The organism is Idiomarina sp. (assembly GCF_048265525.1).
In the GTDB taxonomy this organism is placed as follows: domain Bacteria; phylum Pseudomonadota; class Gammaproteobacteria; order Enterobacterales; family Alteromonadaceae; genus Idiomarina.
Genome location: NZ_JBLXBI010000007.1, coordinates 15,826 through 33,023, shown reverse-complemented (window position 1 = coordinate 33,023; position 17,198 = coordinate 15,826). Strand labels below are relative to the sequence as shown.

General features: G+C 48.4%; 16 protein-coding genes. 12 read left to right on the top strand and 4 right to left on the bottom strand.

From position 1 onward, the window contains the following. Nucleotides 1-18 precede the first annotated feature (18 nt). Nucleotides 19-1,053, bottom strand: a complete 1,035-nt coding sequence (locus tag ACN0TF_RS12870) for an ATP-dependent 6-phosphofructokinase (RefSeq protein WP_417442254.1) — start codon at nucleotides 1,051-1,053, stop codon at nucleotides 19-21. A 71-nt stretch (nucleotides 1,054-1,124) separates the two neighbouring features. Between ACN0TF_RS12870 and ACN0TF_RS12865 the strand changes: the two genes are divergently transcribed. After that, on the top strand, nucleotides 1,125-2,195 hold the full coding sequence (locus ACN0TF_RS12865; protein ID WP_417442253.1) for an Ldh family oxidoreductase: 1,071 nt from the start codon (nucleotides 1,125-1,127) through the stop codon (nucleotides 2,193-2,195). On the opposite strand, the gene pdxH is transcribed toward ACN0TF_RS12865, so the two are convergent. From pdxH to ACN0TF_RS12850, 3 genes are read right to left on the bottom strand one after another with little or no spacing between them, the layout of a single operon-like run. Then, nucleotides 2,176-2,814, bottom strand: a complete 639-nt coding sequence (gene pdxH / locus ACN0TF_RS12860; RefSeq protein ID WP_417442252.1) for a pyridoxamine 5'-phosphate oxidase — start codon at nucleotides 2,812-2,814, stop codon at nucleotides 2,176-2,178. The genes ACN0TF_RS12865 and pdxH overlap by 20 nt on opposite strands. Before the next feature lie 17 nt (nucleotides 2,815-2,831). Next, nucleotides 2,832-4,394, bottom strand: a complete 1,563-nt coding sequence (locus tag ACN0TF_RS12855) for a DUF3369 domain-containing protein (protein ID WP_417442251.1) — start codon at nucleotides 4,392-4,394, stop codon at nucleotides 2,832-2,834. Nucleotides 4,395-4,409: 15 nt separating this feature from the next. After that, nucleotides 4,410-6,062: an amidohydrolase gene (locus tag ACN0TF_RS12850; protein WP_417442250.1), complete on the bottom strand. Its 1,653-nt coding sequence runs from the start codon at nucleotides 6,060-6,062 to the stop codon at nucleotides 4,410-4,412. A gap of 201 nt (nucleotides 6,063-6,263) precedes the next feature. Between ACN0TF_RS12850 and ACN0TF_RS12845 the strand changes: the two genes are divergently transcribed. The 11 genes from ACN0TF_RS12845 to fliJ all read left to right on the top strand — a co-directional run bounded on the left by ACN0TF_RS12845 (nucleotide 6,264) and on the right by fliJ (nucleotide 17,187). Then, a complete protein-coding gene (locus ACN0TF_RS12845) occupies nucleotides 6,264-6,887 on the top strand; it encodes a LuxR C-terminal-related transcriptional regulator (protein ID WP_034818127.1) in 624 nt (207 codons plus the stop codon). 10 nt (nucleotides 6,888-6,897) lie between these two features. After that, nucleotides 6,898-7,425 (top strand): DUF1285 domain-containing protein, encoded by a 528-nt coding sequence (locus ACN0TF_RS12840; protein WP_417442249.1) that lies wholly within the window; start codon nucleotides 6,898-6,900, stop codon nucleotides 7,423-7,425. Nucleotides 7,426-7,446: 21 nt separating this feature from the next. Then, nucleotides 7,447-8,883 (top strand): sigma-54 dependent transcriptional regulator, encoded by a 1,437-nt coding sequence (locus ACN0TF_RS12835; RefSeq protein ID WP_417442248.1) that lies wholly within the window; start codon nucleotides 7,447-7,449, stop codon nucleotides 8,881-8,883. A 120-nt stretch (nucleotides 8,884-9,003) separates the two neighbouring features. Beyond that, entirely contained in the window at nucleotides 9,004-10,011 is a 1,008-nt protein-coding gene (locus ACN0TF_RS12830; protein WP_417442247.1) for a sensor histidine kinase, read from the top strand. Further along, nucleotides 10,004-11,365, top strand: coding sequence for a sigma-54-dependent transcriptional regulator (locus tag ACN0TF_RS12825; RefSeq protein ID WP_417442246.1), 1,362 nt, complete (start codon nucleotides 10,004-10,006; stop codon nucleotides 11,363-11,365). The genes ACN0TF_RS12830 and ACN0TF_RS12825 overlap by 8 nt, the downstream gene beginning before the upstream one ends. Before the next feature lie 147 nt (nucleotides 11,366-11,512). After that, complete coding sequence (gene fliE, locus ACN0TF_RS12820; protein ID WP_342487952.1) at nucleotides 11,513-11,845, top strand: flagellar hook-basal body complex protein FliE; 333 nt, start codon at nucleotides 11,513-11,515, stop codon at nucleotides 11,843-11,845. Nucleotides 11,846-11,892: 47 nt separating this feature from the next. Then, nucleotides 11,893-13,584, top strand: a complete 1,692-nt coding sequence (gene fliF, locus ACN0TF_RS12815) for a flagellar basal-body MS-ring/collar protein FliF (RefSeq protein ID WP_417442269.1) — start codon at nucleotides 11,893-11,895, stop codon at nucleotides 13,582-13,584. Beyond that, a complete protein-coding gene (gene fliG / locus ACN0TF_RS12810) occupies nucleotides 13,577-14,623 on the top strand; it encodes a flagellar motor switch protein FliG (RefSeq protein ID WP_011234450.1) in 1,047 nt (348 codons plus the stop codon). Before fliF ends, fliG begins: the two co-directional genes overlap by 8 nt. A 14-nt stretch (nucleotides 14,624-14,637) precedes the next feature. Beyond that, nucleotides 14,638-15,387: a flagellar assembly protein FliH gene (fliH, locus tag ACN0TF_RS12805; RefSeq protein WP_417442245.1), complete on the top strand. Its 750-nt coding sequence runs from the start codon at nucleotides 14,638-14,640 to the stop codon at nucleotides 15,385-15,387. 3 nt (nucleotides 15,388-15,390) lie between these two features. Beyond that, entirely contained in the window at nucleotides 15,391-16,740 is a 1,350-nt protein-coding gene (gene fliI, locus ACN0TF_RS12800; RefSeq protein ID WP_417442244.1) for a flagellar protein export ATPase FliI, read from the top strand. Nucleotides 16,741-16,743: 3 nt separating this feature from the next. Further along, a complete protein-coding gene (fliJ, locus tag ACN0TF_RS12795) occupies nucleotides 16,744-17,187 on the top strand; it encodes a flagellar export protein FliJ (protein ID WP_417442243.1) in 444 nt (147 codons plus the stop codon). Nucleotides 17,188-17,198 lie beyond the last annotated feature (11 nt).

Genomic DNA, 17,198 nt, shown 5'->3' with positions numbered 1-17,198 from the left:
TATCGTTACAGACCTCTCTTACTGAGTCGATTTATTGCGATCTTTTTTGATCGGGTTAAACAGACTTTGTTGAATGTTGATGAGCTCTTCACTGAGCTTTTTACGTTTTGTCCAGGTGTCAGTTAATGGTGTTTCGCTTAGCTCATTCGCTGTAACACCGGCCATAACCGCTGTTTTCCCCTGGCGAACGAGTTCAACCGCATGCACACCCAGCCGCGTTCCTAAAATACGATCCATTGCAGTAGGCCGACCACCTCGCTGAACGTGCCCAAGTAAACAGGGACGGCAAGGTAAGTTAAGACGATCTTCTAACTGTTCCGCAAGTCGAACTGCACCACCGGGCCATTGGTTTTCACATAATACCATTACGTAGCTCGAGTCACCGCGAACACGCTGTACTGATTCAATGTGCTTAACCAGCGCATCAACCGTTAATGGTTTGTCCTTCTGCAGCTCGGGCAGAATCATTCGCTCCGCACCACAGGCCATAGCGCTGCTAATACCGATATAACCGGCGTTGCGCCCCATAACTTCGACAATAAAGACACGATCCATGGCTTCGGCGGTATCGCGGATTTTATCCAACGCGTCCATGGCGGTTTCTACTGCCGTGTCATAGCCAATAGTGTTATCCGTGCCAAAGAGATCATTATCTATGGTTCCCGGAATGCCGACAATGGGACCTTTCCAGAAGTCAGCCAGATGCTCAGCGCCACGGAATGAACCGTCGCCGCCAATAACGATAAAGGCGTCAATTTGGTGAGCGTCTAAATTTGTTGCGGCTTCCCGTCCGCCTTCTTCGCTTTTAAAGCGCTCGCTGCGGGCACTTTTAATAATAGTACCCGAATACTGCAATATGTGTTCAACGTCTTTGCGATCTAACTTTACAAAGTCGTTATTTAAGAGTCCTTCATAGCCATGACGAAAGCCCATGACCTCGATACCATAGTTCTCCGCGGCCAGAACAACGGCTCGGATAGCGGCATTCATGCCCGGGGCATCGCCACCACTGGTTATAACGGCAATGCGGTTTATTGTGTTAGCTGATGACACAATCTCTACTCCTTGATAATGTCGTATGCGTAGCTTAAACGACCTGCAGGCCGTGACCAAGAGGAAATTTCATGAGCACTGATGTTGTACGTTTTGATTATTCAGAATTATCGGACTGGGCGCGAACTTGTCTGACCGAGGCGGGGGCTTCGGGGGAGGTCGCGCGCAATGTAAGTTATTACCTGTTGGAAGGTGATTTACTGGGTTTTAGTACCCATGGTTTAATTCGCCTGTTGAACAATTGCCAATGGCTGCGTGACGGCAAGAGCCTGGCAAAAGGGCAGCCTGTGGTATTAAGTGAGCGTGCTGCGGTAGCTAACTGGGACGCGCAGTTTTTGCCCGGACCTTACGTGGTGCCGCAGGCTATTGATGCAGCCTGTAAGATGGCTGAGCAAGCTGGTACGGGTACCGTTGTTGTACGCCGGAGCCAACATGTTGCGGCGCTCGCGGCTTATTTAAGCATTGCTACAGACCAGGGGCTGGTGGTGAGCTTAATGTGCTCGACTCCCGGACAACGTGCGGTTGCGCCTTTTGGTGGTAAAGAAGCGGTATTTTCACCTAACCCCTTTGCGGTTGGGGTGCCAAGCTCGAAGGAACCTTTACTCTTTGATATCAGCTTCTCTATGACGGCGGCCGGCAAGGTGCGTCAGGCTAAAGCTAACGGTACCCGTTTGCCTTATAAAGCTTTAATAAAGCCCGACGGCGAGTGGACGGATGATCCATTAACCTTCTTTGAGTCACCGGGCAGTTCAATAGCTCCTCTGGGCGGCGAACAATTGGGTTATAAAGGCTACGGGCTGACGTTGTTCAGTGAAATTTGGTCCATGGCACTAAGTCAGTATGGTCGCAGACAGGGCAGTGACGATGGTGATGCTAACTCGATATGGGTACAAGTGATTGATCCCGAAGCCTTTGGTGAAAAGCAGAAATTTTTACAGCAGGTGGATGACTTATTAGCCGACAGCCGTAAAAGTGCCCCTGCGGTCCCTGAGCAACCGGTGCGTATTCCGGGAGAAGCGGCACAGCAGCGCAAACGCGAGCAGCTGCAACAGGGGGTTTCCTACAGCAGCGCTACTTTAAAAGTTTTGCAGCGCTGCGCCGAATTCTGTGGTGTCGATTTGCCTAAGGCTGTAAACGGGTAATACGCCAGTTTTCGCGGTCTTTGCTGTACTGGTAGCGGTCATGCAAACGGTGTTGACCGCCTTGCCAGAATTCAAATTGCTTAGGATGAACACAGTAGCCGCCCCAGCTTTGAGGACGCGGAACTTCGGTGTTCTCATAGTCTTTCAGTAGTGACTGATAGTGGCTTTCCAGCACGTCGCGGCTTTCTACCGGGCGGCTTTGTTGTGACGCGAGCGCCGCAACCTGACTCTCTTTCGGACGTGAGTGAAAGTATCGGTCGTTGTCTTCATCATCAAGTGGCACTGCGCTGCCAATAATACTAATTTGCCGCTCTAAGGGTAGCCAGGCAAAGTGCAGAGCAACTTGAGGGTTCTCGCTTATGTCCTGGCCTTTGTGGCTATTTTTGTTGGTATAGAACCGAAAGCCGGTATGGTCGTAACCTTTAAGCAGCACGATACGCTGGCTGGGCATGTGTTCAGCATCCACCGTTGCCAGTGTCATGGCGGTAGGGTCACTTAATAAGTTGCTGTCTATTGCCTGCTGCATCCACTTTTCAAATTGCTTTACCGGGTCGGCTTCCAGTTGCTCACGGTGCAGGCTACCTAAGCCATATTCCCGGCGCATTGCTTGTAAATCCATGACCTCTCCTTAATGGACTAAAGGTGCGTATCCTGTTTTTTGTCCAGGAAGCGCTGACGTATTTTTTCCATCGCATCCAGATTATCCAGCATAAGTCCCACCAGCTCTGGATCAAAGAACTTACCGCTGTGCTGTAATAGATAATCTGCGGCATCCTCAGATTCTTTTGCATCACGATAATTGCGCTGCGTTCGCAGTGCATCAAAGTGACTGGTAATACTCAGAATTCGGGCGTTAAGGTCAATTGCCTTTGCCGATTTCTGACTGGGAAAGCCGGAACCATTCCAACGTTCATGAATATCCTGCGCAATAAGAGCCGCGACTTTAGCTACTGCTGAGTCCGTTTGGCGTAAATAGTCGTGGCCCTGAATGACTTTCTGCATAATTTCTTCATATTCGTGGATACTCAATACGTCGGCACGTTGAGCTAACTCCATTTGCACCGAGACTTTACCGATATCATAAACGGATGCAGCTTGTTTTAACGCTTCGGCCTGTTCTTGCGTTGCGCCTGAGAATATCGCCAGCTGGCCAGCCATTTCGGCAGAACGTTTAACATGGTGGCTAATCTCATCAATAGAATGTTTCTCAATGGCTTCACCAACACTATAAAGCAGCTCCCGTTGTGCTTCCCGCTCGTTTTCTGTGGCTTGCAGGTTATCTATAGCAATGGAGCTATTATTCACAAAAAGCCCGAGCAGATTTTGATCCAGCTCAGATAAGTCCCTGACACCACGAATAAAAAGTAAGTACTGGCGCGAGCTGCTGGTTTTGTAAAGACCGTAGTAATTACCGTCAACAATACGAAAATCAACATTCTGCGGGCTTTGCTGCATGGGGCGGACAATATCCCAGTCAATTTCGCCATGTACGGGTTGGCCTACAGCCCCTTCATATTCGCCAGTGCCGCCAATAATTTCAAACGGGTCGTCAGTGTCCGAGCTGGCGGTCAGCGCGTCAATGCGGCAATACATGGCGTCGTCAGACAGAGTAATTAACGCGACGAGTTGCTCCAGTATGCCCTGACATAAGGCTTGCATTGAGCGGGCAGAAAACACTTCTGCCGACGCGTTAATGACTTTCTCCAGCCCACGCTTGTTGCGCTCAATAGCGTTTAAGTCACGATAAGCACGCAAGCAGGAATACATCAGAGTAACCAGCTTGCGGTACGTCAGTTCGGTTTTTTCTTTATAGTCATCAATATCATAACGGGCAATGACATCTTCTTCGGGAGCCTGGCCCGGCTGGCCTGTTCGCAGAACAATGCGTATCAACCTGTTTTTCCGGGTTTCGCGCACCCACTGGGCAACATCGAGTCCGGCGTGATCGGTTTCCATTACTACGTCCAGCAACATCATGGCGATATCGCTGTTGTCCTGTAAAAACGCAATAGCGTCTGCACCGGAATAAACCGAGTGAAACTTCAGCGGACGACCATCGAGTTTAAATTCACCTAACGCCATTTTGGTAATGGTGTGTATCTCTTCGTCGTCATCGACAATGAGAATATTATACGGTTCCGATACTTCTTCTTCCGCTATATCAGGCTCGTCATCAGAAAATAGAAAGTCATCGTTCATACTTATGCGTCCCTATTAATAAACTCGCTCGCCCGCAACGTAAGTTTGTTCAACCTGAGTTTGCCAGATATTACTTGAATCGACGGCAAATGGGTCTTGCTCTACGACAATAAAGTCGGCCCATTTACCGGGTTCCAGCGAGCCCAGAGATTTTTCCTGCCAGGCACTGTAAGCGGCATCTATGGTAAATGAGCGCAGCGCTTGCTGCAGACTCATTTTCTCTTCAGCATACCAACCTCCGGCTGGCATATCATCACGATCTTGTCGGGTTACCGCTGCGTGCAGTCCGTAAAACGGGTTAGCCAGTTCTACCGGGAAGTCCGAGCCGGCAGCAATGACCGTGCCCTGATCCAGCAGTGTTTGCCAGGCATAAGCTCCTTCCATACGCGCCGCGCCAAGACGGTCTTCTGCCATATTTTTGTCACTGGTGGCATGCGTAGGCTGCATGGAAGCAACTAAATTGAGTTTGTTAAAACGCTTTAGATCGTCCGGATGCACAATTTGCGCATGCTCTATGCGGTTACGTAAATTGCGACCACCAAGTTCATTATAAACTTCTGCCAGATTATCCAGTACAACACGATTTGCCCGGTCACCAATAGCGTGAGTGTTTATCTGGAAGCCATGAGGAATGATGAGTTCGTACAGGTCGCGAATTTTCTCTTCTGAAGTGACCATCAGGCCATGGTTCCCATGGTCGTCACTGTAGTCTTCCAGCAAAGCCGCTCCGCGACTGCCTAAAGCGCCGTCAGCGTATATTTTAACGCTACGAATTGTCAGTTTCTGGTCAGCACTTTCGTATGGGCCTTCTGCCAAAAGTTGCGCCAGTTTAGGTTCCGTAGCAGCTATCATGCCATAGACTCTGAGAGGCATACGGCCCTGATTGTGCAACCCTTTGTAAACGGAAATTTCGTCAGCATTAATACCGGCGTCATGGACACTGGTAATGCCCAATTTAATTAAATGCTCAAAAGCGAGCTCGTAAGCGGCACGTTGTTGCTGAAGCGATGGTTCGGGAATAATATCTTCAACCAATTGCATTGCATTGTCGACCAGTACCCCGGTCGGGTTGCCTTGCTCGTCACGAACAATTTCACCGCCTTCCGGTGCTACTGTGTCCTTATCTATTCCTGCACGGCGCAAAGCTTCGCTGTTGGCCCAGCCAGCGTGCGCATCGACGCGTATTAACCAAACCGGACGATCAGTGACCACTTCGTCAAGATGTGCCGCGCTGGGGAACGTTTTCTGTTGCCATTGCTCCTGATTCCAGCCACGGCCGGTTATCCATTCCATTTCTGGCTGCTCGCCAGCATAGGTATGAACTTTTTTAACTGCGGAGGCAACCGATTCGGTGTCGCGCAAGTCCACCTGTAATAAGCTGGTGCCCAGGCTCTGGATATGCCCGTGGGCATCAGTTAACCCCGGAAGAACGGTTTTTCCCTGCATATCAACGGTTTGTTCAGTTTCGGTGAATCGCTCAGCAAGTGCGTTACCACCAATGGCCTGAATCTTTCCATGTTCAACCAGCATGGTCGAAAACTGCTGCAACACCGCTTGTTCGCCGGCAGGGCTGGTAAGCGTGTAGCCTTTCATGTTGGTATACAAGGTGTCGGCAATGGCTGAAGCCGATAAGCTGAGGCCGATAAACAGGCAGGTAATACGTCGCATAACAATAAAACTCCGTAGAAAATAACTTAGGCAACACTATAGCGTTTTTACTGTACAAGCGACTAGGCGTTGGCTGAATTTTTTGTTAACTAAGTTAACATTAGCTTTTTCAAAATCGGTATTGTCCGTAAAAAACTTGCTGTCTGTTATATTTTCGGTATGCTAAAAGTTAATTGAATAAGCGTTATTTTGGATCTCAAGATGAAAGTTCTAATTATTGACCCGCAGTTTTTTATGCGCGCTGGTCTTATACAAATTCTCACAAACTACGCGAATCAGCCTTCGATATATGAAGCTGAGTCGTTTGAAGTTGCTGAGAGTTATTTATCGGCCGATGATTATGATTTGATTTTTTTGGAAATGGATTTACCAGACGCCGAAATTCGACCTGCGCTGCAACGCCTGAAAAAAGTGGCTCCACGTACGCATATTGTGTTGTTTACGCGCCCGCGCTCGATTTCGGAAGTTCGTCAGGTACTGGCTGCCGGAGTTCGCAGCTACTTGCCAAAAGACAGTTCAGCTGAGCAGGCTAAACTGGCTATTCGGGCTTTGCTGAATGGCGACCGTCACATTCCTGATGACCCTCATTTGAATGAACCAAGAGACAAGTCCAGTGGAGCAGAGAGCTTTTTATCACCACGTCAGCTGGAAATAATGCAGTTGCTGGCTCAGGGGCTTTCAAATAAAGAGATTGCAAACATTTTGGGTATTACCGAAGGCACTATTCGTGTGCATTTGTCGGCAATATTCAAAGCCATTAAAGTATCAAATCGTACTGAAGCAACGCTTTGGTATCTACTGAGACAGAAAAAGTTGGTCGACTAAGTTTCGATTTATGTCACTTAACCAATTAATTGCTGAACTAGAAAAACACCAACATGCGCCAACCGAGTTGTGGGATCCACCGTATTGTGGTGAGATCCCTATTCGAATTGCCTCTAATGGTGACTGGTTTTATCAGGGCAGCCAGATAAAACGCTCCGCATTGGTCAAACTCTTTGCGTCCGTTTTAGTGGTTGAAGACGGTGAGTATTTTTTAATAACACCTGCCGAAAAAGTTAAGATCACGGTTGAAGATACGCCCTTTGTTGTCGTTGACTGGCGTCAATTAGAAGAGAATGGTCAGCAATTATTACTGTTAACCACCAACATCGGTGATACTCTGGTATTGAGCTCTGAGCATTCTCTCACAATGAAAAACGGCGTGCCCTACATTGTGATGCAACGAGGATTAACAGCGAGAGTACATCGCAATGTATTCTATCAGTGGGTTTCACACGCAGAGTCAAGGACTGTCGATGGACAAGAACAGTGGTATTTGTCCAGTGCTGGTGAAACGTTTGTGTTAGGAAATGTGGAATAGGACGTTGCGGTAAACTCGTCTATGACAAAAACAAGAATAGTCTACCTGATTGAACAGCAACCAGAGCGTCGTCAGCATTTTGAAACGGTGTTGACCTTTATTGGTGAAACCGTTGAAGTCATATCTCCCTCAGACACTCTAAAGCTTTGCGCTGCAGAGGCACTCTGTGTGATCGCCGGTAATGGCATTGAAAACCTGCATAAATTAGCCGGCGATGCGCCGCACCTACCTTTTATCTGTGCCAGTGATGACCCGCATAACGCGTTACAGAAAGCGAATGTCATAGGCCCTCTGGAAAAATCTTTCGATTACTCCAGCTTGTCAAACATGCTGCATTACTGTCAGGCCTATCATCAGCAAATGCCGGTTAAAGCGGCAAGAAAGCGACATCCGGGCGGAGGTAAGCTGGAGCAAACCCTGGTTGGTAACGGGCGTACAATGAAGCATGTGCGTCAACTGATCGAGCAGGTAGCCGTGACTGATGCGAATGTCTTGATTCTGGGGGAATCTGGCACGGGTAAAGAAGTCGTGGCCCGCGGTATTCATGATTTGTCCGGACGTAGTAACGGGCCTTTCGTGCCGGTAAATTGCGGTGCAATTCCGGGCGACTTATTAGAAAGTGAATTATTCGGGCATGAAAAAGGAGCTTTTACCGGAGCTATAGGCGCGCGCAAAGGTCGCTTCGAATTGGCTCAGGGTGGCACTTTGTTTCTTGATGAAATTGGCGATATGCCGTTGCCCATGCAGGTAAAGCTGTTGCGAGTTTTGCAAGAGCGCACCTTCGAACGCGTGGGCGGCAGTAAAAGCATTATTGCCGATGTACGAGTGGTTGCGGCCACTCACCGCGAACTTGAACAGATGATTATTGACGGTAAATTTCGTGAAGACTTGTATTACCGCCTGAATGTTTTTCCTATTGAGGTTCCGGCTCTGCGCGAACGCCAGGAAGACGTGCCTTTACTGCTGCAGGAACTGACCCAGCGTTTTAAAAAGGAGCGGGGCGTCGGGGTACGTTTTACCGAACGAGCTTTGGAGTCGCTGTCCTATCATCGCTGGCCGGGCAACGTAAGGGAATTGACTAACCTGATAGAACGCTTGACCATAATGCACCCCGACAGCCTGGTTGATGTGCCCGATTTACCGCCTAAGTATCAGCATGTTGAACATGATGCTCCAACCCCGGATTATCCCGAAGAAATGCTTGAGCGCGAGGCGCTTAGTGCCATTTTCAGCGAGACAGACGAAGAACCTGATGACGAGACGCATAGTGCTATCGACTCTGAATTGCCCGATGACGGCGTTAATCTGAAAGATATGCTAACCGAAATAGAAACGGGGATGATAGCGCAGGCACTGGATAAATCTGACTGGGTAGTTGCTAAAGCGGCCGATTTACTCAGTATGCGCCGCACAACCTTAGTTGAGAAAATGAAAAAGTACGGTATCCAGAAAGATTAGACCTCCTTGTGTCAGTCTTTTGACAACCCTAAATCAACGTAATTCGTTGAATATAAAGAAAATTATACTGGCATCTATTTTGCATTAACTTCTCCATAGTTGTTAATTGGAGATGTCAGTATGGCCACCTACCATCAAATTATTGATGCCATGCCTAACGCTGTTATTTTACTGGACAGTCATGGAGTCGTGGATTATTGCAATGACAATGCCACGAGCCTTTTAGGACACCCTCTGAAAAAGTTTTTATGGCGTGAGCTGGTAAGTGAACTCTTTGCTCCTAAAGCGGATGACTGGCACGAAGTGTCTTTGCGTAACGGGCGCCGGGTTCGTTTAGACACCTCAGTTGTTAATGAAAAGCCAGGACAGCTTATTGTTTTGACTGACTTGACCGAGACGCGGCGTCTGCAAAACCGCATCAGTCATTTGCAGCGTTTGTCTTCGATGGGCAAAATGGTAGCTTCGCTGGCACATCAGATAAGAACACCACTGTCTGCAGCTATTCTTTATGCGCAAAACCTCAAGCAGGGGAGTATTTCTGCGGTCAAACAACAGCGTTTTTCCGATAAGTTATTGTCGCGTCTGCATTCGCTGGAACAACAGGTCAACGACATGTTGTTGTTTGCCAAAAGCGGTGAGCAACCCATGCTGGAAGAACTCAGTACTAATAGCCTTATCCAGCAAGTTCTGATGAACACAGAAAGTTACGCAGAGCAGCATCAGGTTAAAATTAATTGTATTGATCCTGACTTTGGTGTGGTGTTGCGAGCCAATCAGACCGCACTGGTCGGGGCAATACAGAATCTGGTTAACAACGCTGTTGATGCCAGCCCGCCCGGACAGGAAGTTCTACTAAAAACCGATGTGGAAGATGGCAACTGGAAAGTTTCTGTTATTGACTCTGGTTGCGGCATTCCGGCTGAAAAACAAGACAGTGTATTCACTCCGTTTTTTACTGAAAAATCGAACGGCACCGGTTTAGGTCTGGCGGTTGTCCAAACTGTGATAAAAGCACACAACGGTTTAATTGACTGGGAAAGCCAGCCAAATGAAGGCAGTCGTTTTACCTTAGTACTGCCGGTATATGAGTGGTCAGAGAATAGAATGAAAGAGGTAAGTTATGGCTGAGCGACAAGTATTGGTTGTTGAAGATGACGTATCGCTGCGTGAAGCAATTATCGATACGCTGGAACTGGCTGATTGTCAGTGCCTGGAAGCAGCTAATGGCGAAGAAGCCTTACTTATTCTGAAAAAAGAGTCAGTGGCGCTGGTTATCAGCGATGTGCAAATGCCGGGAATTGATGGTTTACAGTTATTGCGTAGCATGAATAATCAGCAATACGACATTCCGGTTATTATGATGACGGCCTTTGCAAAGGTGGATGACGCAGTCGTTGCTATGCGTGAAGGCGCTGTCGATTATTTGACTAAGCCGTTTTCAATTGAAAAGCTACAAACACTGGTGCAGCGTTATTTACCCGACGGTGCAATTAACGATATTGAGCCGGTCGCAGAAGAAGATTCCAGCCAGGCCGTGCTGGCTATGGCACGAAAAGTTGCGGGTAGTGAAGCGAGCGTTATGGTCACTGGGCCTAGTGGTACTGGTAAAGAAGTGCTGGCGCGTTACATTCACCAGCATTCTGACCGTTCAGACGGGCCTTTTATTGCAATTAACTGCGCAGCCATACCCGAAAACATGCTGGAATCGATGTTGTTTGGTTATGAGAAAGGCGCTTTTACCGGCGCGAATCAGTCATCGCCAGGGAAGTTTGAGCTGGCTCAGGGCGGTACTTTGCTGCTCGATGAAGTTACTGAAATGGCTATGCACTTGCAGGCTAAGTTATTACGGGTTATTCAGGAGCGGCAGGTGGAGCGTCTGGGCTCGCGTAAAACCATACAGTTGGATGTCCGATTAATAGCAACTTCTAACCGAGATTTACAACAGGCGGTGCGCGAAGGGCTATTACGGGAAGACTTAATGTATCGGCTAAACGTGTTTCCTCTGCATTGGAAGTCTCTACGTGAACGACCTGCGGATATCGTTCCTCTGGCAGAAAATTTATTGCAGCGACATAAACAACGTTCCGGTATTAAAACGCCGGTCAATTTCTCCGCCGCAGCAGTTCAACAGTTAATGCGCTATTCCTGGCCGGGCAACGTTCGGGAGCTGGAAAATGTAGTGCAAAGAGCTCTGGTGTTGCATCGCGATGGAGAAATTCAGCCACAGGATCTTATGCTGGAACTGAATGACGCGGTGGAAGCCGCTAGCGTGTTTCCGGAACAAGTGGAGACGCCTGAAGATAAGTCGGAAAACCTCGATGAGTCACTTTTCCATCAGGAATACCAAATTATCAAAGAGGCGTTGCAACGCCATCAGGGAAAACGTCAACCTGTCGCCGATGAGCTTGGTATTAGCCCACGTACTTTGCGTTACAAGCTGGCGAAAATACGCGAGCAGGGGTTGACTCTAACTGGCTCTTAACGCTGTACCTAAACACCTCCGTCATTACCATTAGCCCTGTTTCTCAGGGCTTTTCTTTGTATCTTACCGATGCGGTCAAAAGTTGGCATTCTGTTTGCATAACTAACCTTAAATAAAGTCAGTGATGAATTTTTGACGGGGTTAATTATGAAAGTGGAAGCAAACGCACTTTATCAACAGTTACAATCGATGGCCACGCAGGCTTCCCAGCGTGATCAGCCTACGAATGTGAACGCCCTGCAAGGCAATACCTCTCAGGCTGATTTTTCCAATATGCTGAAAAGCGCAATGGATAACGTCAACGAACTGCAGCAAACCTCAGGTGATTTAAAAACTCGCATGGAACTCGGTGACCCGAATGTCACCCTGGAGCAAACCATGATTGCCAGCCAGAAAGCGAGCATAGCGTTCGAGGCAACGGTTCAGGTGCGCAACAAAGTTGTTGATGCGTACAAAGAAATAATGTCAATGCCGGTATAACCGCTGCATCATTGGAGATATAAGTCGTGGCTGAATCAACAGATTTAATGGTACAAGATACTGACTTACCTGATAACAACAGTTCAGGTAACGATGACGGCGGTGAGAAAACCGGCATCATGACAATGCTAGGCAACTTTGACATGCTGCGTCAGGTCATTGTCGTGCTGGCGCTGGCTATCTGTGTTGCTATTGCTGTTTTTATTATGTTGTGGGCACAGGAATCAACTTATCGTCCATTGGGTCAGTTAGAAACTCAGGAGTTGATCAGTACCCTCGACTACATGGATGCAAACGGCATTGAATACCAGGTGGAAGGCAATACGGTTTCAGTACCGGAAGAAAACTACGATGCTATTAAGTTGCAGTTGACCCGTGCTGGTGTTGATTACGGTAATTCGACCAATAATGGCTCAGAAATACTAATGAGCGAACCCGGCTTTGGCGTTAGTCAGAGACTGGAACGTGAGCGTCTTATTCATTCCCGTGAAGTCCAGTTAGCGCGTGCTATTGAAGAAATCAAAAAGGTTTCTGCCGCCCGCGTTCTGCTTGCCGTGCCTAAAGAAAATGTCTTTGCCCGCCGGGAAAAACAACCCAAAGCATCGGTTATGCTGAATGTGCGCGGCGGAACCTCGCTGAGCGAAGAAGAAGTGGCCTCTATTGTTGACATGGTTGCCTCTTCGGTGACCGGACTCAATACTGCGCATGTAACGGTCACTGACCAGGCCGGACGTCTGCTTAACTCTGGTTCGCAAAGTGCACTGGCGGCTAAAAGTTCGCGTGAGTATCAAATTGAACAAAAACGTGAAGAGGCCTACTTAGAAAAAATAGACAGTATTTTGATTCCAGTGCTGGGCTACGACAACTATACCGCACAGGTTGACGTGACTATGGACTTTACTCAGCGTGAAGAAACCCAGCGTCAATTTAACCCTGATATGCCGGCTATTCGCAGTGAAATGACGGTTGAAAATCGCTCTGTTGGTAGCGCAATTGGTGGTATTCCCGGAGCACTCACAAATCAACCACCTTTAGAGTCTGACATTCCGGAAGAAGCCGGAGCGGGAACTGCAGGTGGTGGCTCTAATGGCAGCAGCCACCGTGAAGCAACCCGTAATTATGAGCTTGATAATTCAGTCACCTATACACGAAACCAAACCGGTACTATTAAGCGCTTGAGTGTTTCTGTAGCGGTGAACCATGAAGCAATAACCAATGAAGCGGGCGAAGGCGAAACGCAATCGCGTAGCGCTGAAGAAATCGCAAATATTCGCCGTTTGCTGCAAGGTGGTTTAGGCTTTGATATTAATCGTGGTGACAGCATCGAAGTCGTATCAGTACCGTTCGCGCAGTTGCCTGACTTAGGTGCCGGCGAGACGCCTGTGTGGGAAGAGCCATGGTTTTGGCGAGCTTTCCGTCTGGTGATGGGCGCACTGGTTATTATGGTATTGATTCTGGCGGTGGTTCGTCCAATGCTGAAGAAACTGATGAATCCGGAATCGGGTGTGGAAGATGATGCCGATGCGTTTTCCGATGAGGAATCGATGGGCGATGAAACCATTGATCTGTTATCCTCACAGTTTGATGAGAGTGCAGTTGGGTTTGGGGCTGATGGTAGCCTGCAATTACCGGATCTGCACAAAGATGAAGACTTGTTAAAAGCGGTTCGCGCGTTGGTTGCCAACGAGCCTGAGCTGTCCTCACAAGTGGTTAAAGCGTGGTTGAACGAAGATGCCTGATCAAGATACTAGAACCAAGCGCGGTAAGGTTGAGTTTGATGTCGACACTTTAGAAGGTGTTGAAAAAGCGGCTATTTTACTGCTTAGCTTATCGGAAGAAGATGCGGCTCAGATTCTGAAACACCTGGAACCTAAACAGGTGCAGAAAGTGGGTATGGCAATGGCGAGCCTGGAAGACTTTAACCAGGACAAAGTGAACGCTGTGCATCATTTGTTCCTGGAAGACATTCAGAAGTTCACCAATATTGGCTTCAAGAGTGAAGAGTTTGTGCGTAAGGCACTGACCTCTGCTCTGGGTGAAGACAAAGCTGGTAACCTGATTGAACAGATTGTTATGGGCGGCGGCTCTAAAGGTCTTGATTCACTGAAGTGGATGGACTCTAAACAGGTAGCCACTATTATTCGTAACGAACACCCGCAGATCCAGACCATTGTCCTGTCTTACCTTGATCCCGAGCAAAGTGCCGAAATTATGGCGCAGTTCCCGGACAAAGTGCGTCTGGACTTAATGATGCGAATAGCCAACTTAGAAGAAGTTCAGCCAGCAGCCTTGCAGGAACTGAACGAAATTATGGAAAAACAATTTGCCGGTCAGGCTGGTGCTCAGGCGGCGAAGATGGGCGGCCTGAAAGCGGCAGCCAATATTATGAACTACCTGGATACCAACATCGAAGGTCAGTTGATGGACTCTATTCGCGAGCAGGACGAAGAGATGAGCCAGAGTATTCAGGACTTGATGTTTGTGTTCGAAAACTTGGTGGAAGTCGACGACCGTGGTATTCAGGCCTTGCTGCGTGAAGTTGAAGGTGAAACTTTGCAAAAAGCGATGAAAGGTGCGGACGACGCGGTTCAGGAGAAAATATTCAAGAACATGTCGAAACGTGCCGGCGATATGCTGCGTGATGACCTTGAAGCTATGGGGCCGATTCGTATTAGTGATGTAGAGGCCGCGCAGAAAGATATTCTGGCAGCGGCGCGCCGTTTAGCTGACGCAGGTGAAATTATGCTTGGCGGCGGTGGCGGTGACGAATTCCTATAAGGGTTTAACGCATAATGACGGATGATAAAGACGCAACCCAGCTTTGGGATTTACCTGACATGACCTCGGAAGAGCTTAAACAGGGCTCTCAGGTAAACGCGTTAAACAAGCCCCGGCGCTGGCAATATGAACCGCCGGAAGCGGACAACGAGCAGGAAGAAGAGCTTAAGCCTCTTACCGCAGAACAATTGGAAGAAATTCGCCAGGCTGCACGAGAGGAAGGCCATAAAGAAGGTTTTGACGAAGGCCGTAATGAAGGCCTTAAAAAAGGCTATGACGAAGGCTACGAAGCTGGCAAAAAAGATGGTTTTGAAGCGGGTGAGCAACAGGGTGTTGAAGCTGGTAAAGAGGCCATGCAGGAGCAACAGCAGCAGTTAGACGTTTTGCTGCAGAGTTTGTCTCATCCGAATGAACGTATCACCGAAGCGGTGCAGGACGAGCTAATTGATATGGTCACTGAGCTGACGCGGGTCATCTGTCTGGATGTCGCTGCTAATTCAAAAGAACTCATCGTCAAAGCCGTGCGCGAAGCTATTGCGGTCTTACCGGTTACTGATCAGCGAGTCATTATTCATCTGAATGAAGAAGACTTAGCTATTTTGCAAAGCACATTCAGCGAAGATGAGCTGAAAGAAAAAGGCTGGCTGCTAAATAAAGACGATTTACTGGAACGCGGCGGTTGCCGGGTTACCACAGAAAGCTCCACCATAGATTACACCCTGACCAGCCGTATGGAAGATGTGTTCTCCAAATTAAAAGGTTAACCCATGAGCGCTTCTGAGCAGTTAGTGAAACAACTACGCAAAAAACGTGAGCGTATCCAAAAGCCATCAGTGGCTGTGTCGGGGTATCTCACCCGCGTCGTTGGTTTAATGTTTGAGGCTGTTGGTTGCCGTGCTCCGGTGGGTTCAAGTGTGGCGGTCGAGGCTGACAGTGGTGACATTGAAGCCGAAGTGGTGGGATTTGAAGGCAACATCAGTTATTTAATGCCCACCGAAGATGCTCATGGTGTTATTCCCGGAGCCAGAGTACGTCCACTAAACCGCAAGAACCAACTGCCATTGGGTATGGAGCTGCTGGGTCGTGTTATCGATGCCCGCGGTGAACCCCTTGATGATAAAGGCCCCATTTTTTCTGACGGTAAAACTTACCGTAGCAAGCCGATGAACCCACTGAACCGACGTCAGGTGAAACAGCCGCTGGATGTTGGCGTAACGGCTATTAATGCCTGTTTAACCGTGGGGCAGGGGCAGCGAATGGGGCTGTTTGCCGGTAGTGGGGTGGGTAAAAGTGTGCTTTTAGGCATGATGACTCGCGGTACCACGGCGGACGTAATTGTGGTTGGCCTGATAGGCGAACGTGGCCGCGAAGTAAAAGAATTTATAGAAGAAATTCTCGGTGAAGAAGGTCGTGAAAAAGCGGTTGTAATTGCGGCGCCTGCCGACCAGTCTCCACTTATTCGTTTACGCGGTTGTGAAACGGCCTCTCAGGTTGCTGAATACTTTCGTGACCAGGGGCTGAATGTGTTGCTGTTAATGGATTCATTGACTCGTTATGCCATGGCGCAACGGGAAATTGCCCTTGCTGTGGGTGAACCACCGGCAACCAAAGGTTATCCGCCTTCTGTTTTTGCAAAGTTGCCAGCATTGGTCGAAAGAGCCGGTAATGGCGGCGATGGACAAGGTTCTGTGACCGCGTTTTATACGGTTCTGACCGAAGGTGACGACTTGCAGGATCCTATTGCGGACTCAGCGAGGGCAATACTTGACGGACACATTGTACTGAACCGGGAACTGGCCGACAGCGGTCATTATCCGGCAATAGATATTGAAGCTTCTATCAGCCGGGTTATGCCACAGGTTGTTTCAGAAGAGCATATGCAACAGGCGATTAAAGTCAGACAGTGGTACTCGAGCTACCGTCGAAATCGCGATCTGATTTCCATTGGCGCATACACCCGTGGAAGTGATCCGGCAATTGATCAGGCTATTGCTATGCAGCCACGAGTGAGTCAGTTTTTGCAACAGAAAATGCGTGACGTAGTGAATTATGATGAAAGTTTGTTATTGCTTAATCAGTTAGTTAATCCGAAGCAAAAACAGTCAGCGAGCATGTAATTTATGGCTGAGTTGGCACAATTGGAAATGTTACTGGAGTTGGAACAGAGGCGCGAAGATAAAGCCGCACAGGATTTCTCTCAGGTACAGCAACAGGTTCAGGAACAGCAGATGCGTCTGGATGGCATGTCAAAATATCGACTCGACTATTTAAACCAGTTGCAGCATCGCGGGCAAAGCGGAATTGCCTCAATGCAGGTAGGGCAGTATCACGCCTTTGTTGGTAAGTTAGATGAAGGTGTTGAACAGTTGCATCACGATATTATTAAGTTGCAGCAAGTGTTACAACAGCGCAAAGATCGCTGGCTGGCGCAGCGCCGCAAACGCAAGTCGGTAGACTTTTTAATAAAAGAAAAGCGCAAGCGTGAGCAAGTGGCCGAGGCCAGAAAAGAACAAAATAATCTGGACGATTTTAGCAGTCAGCGTTTTATTCGCGCCAGAAAATAGTTGGAACGAAA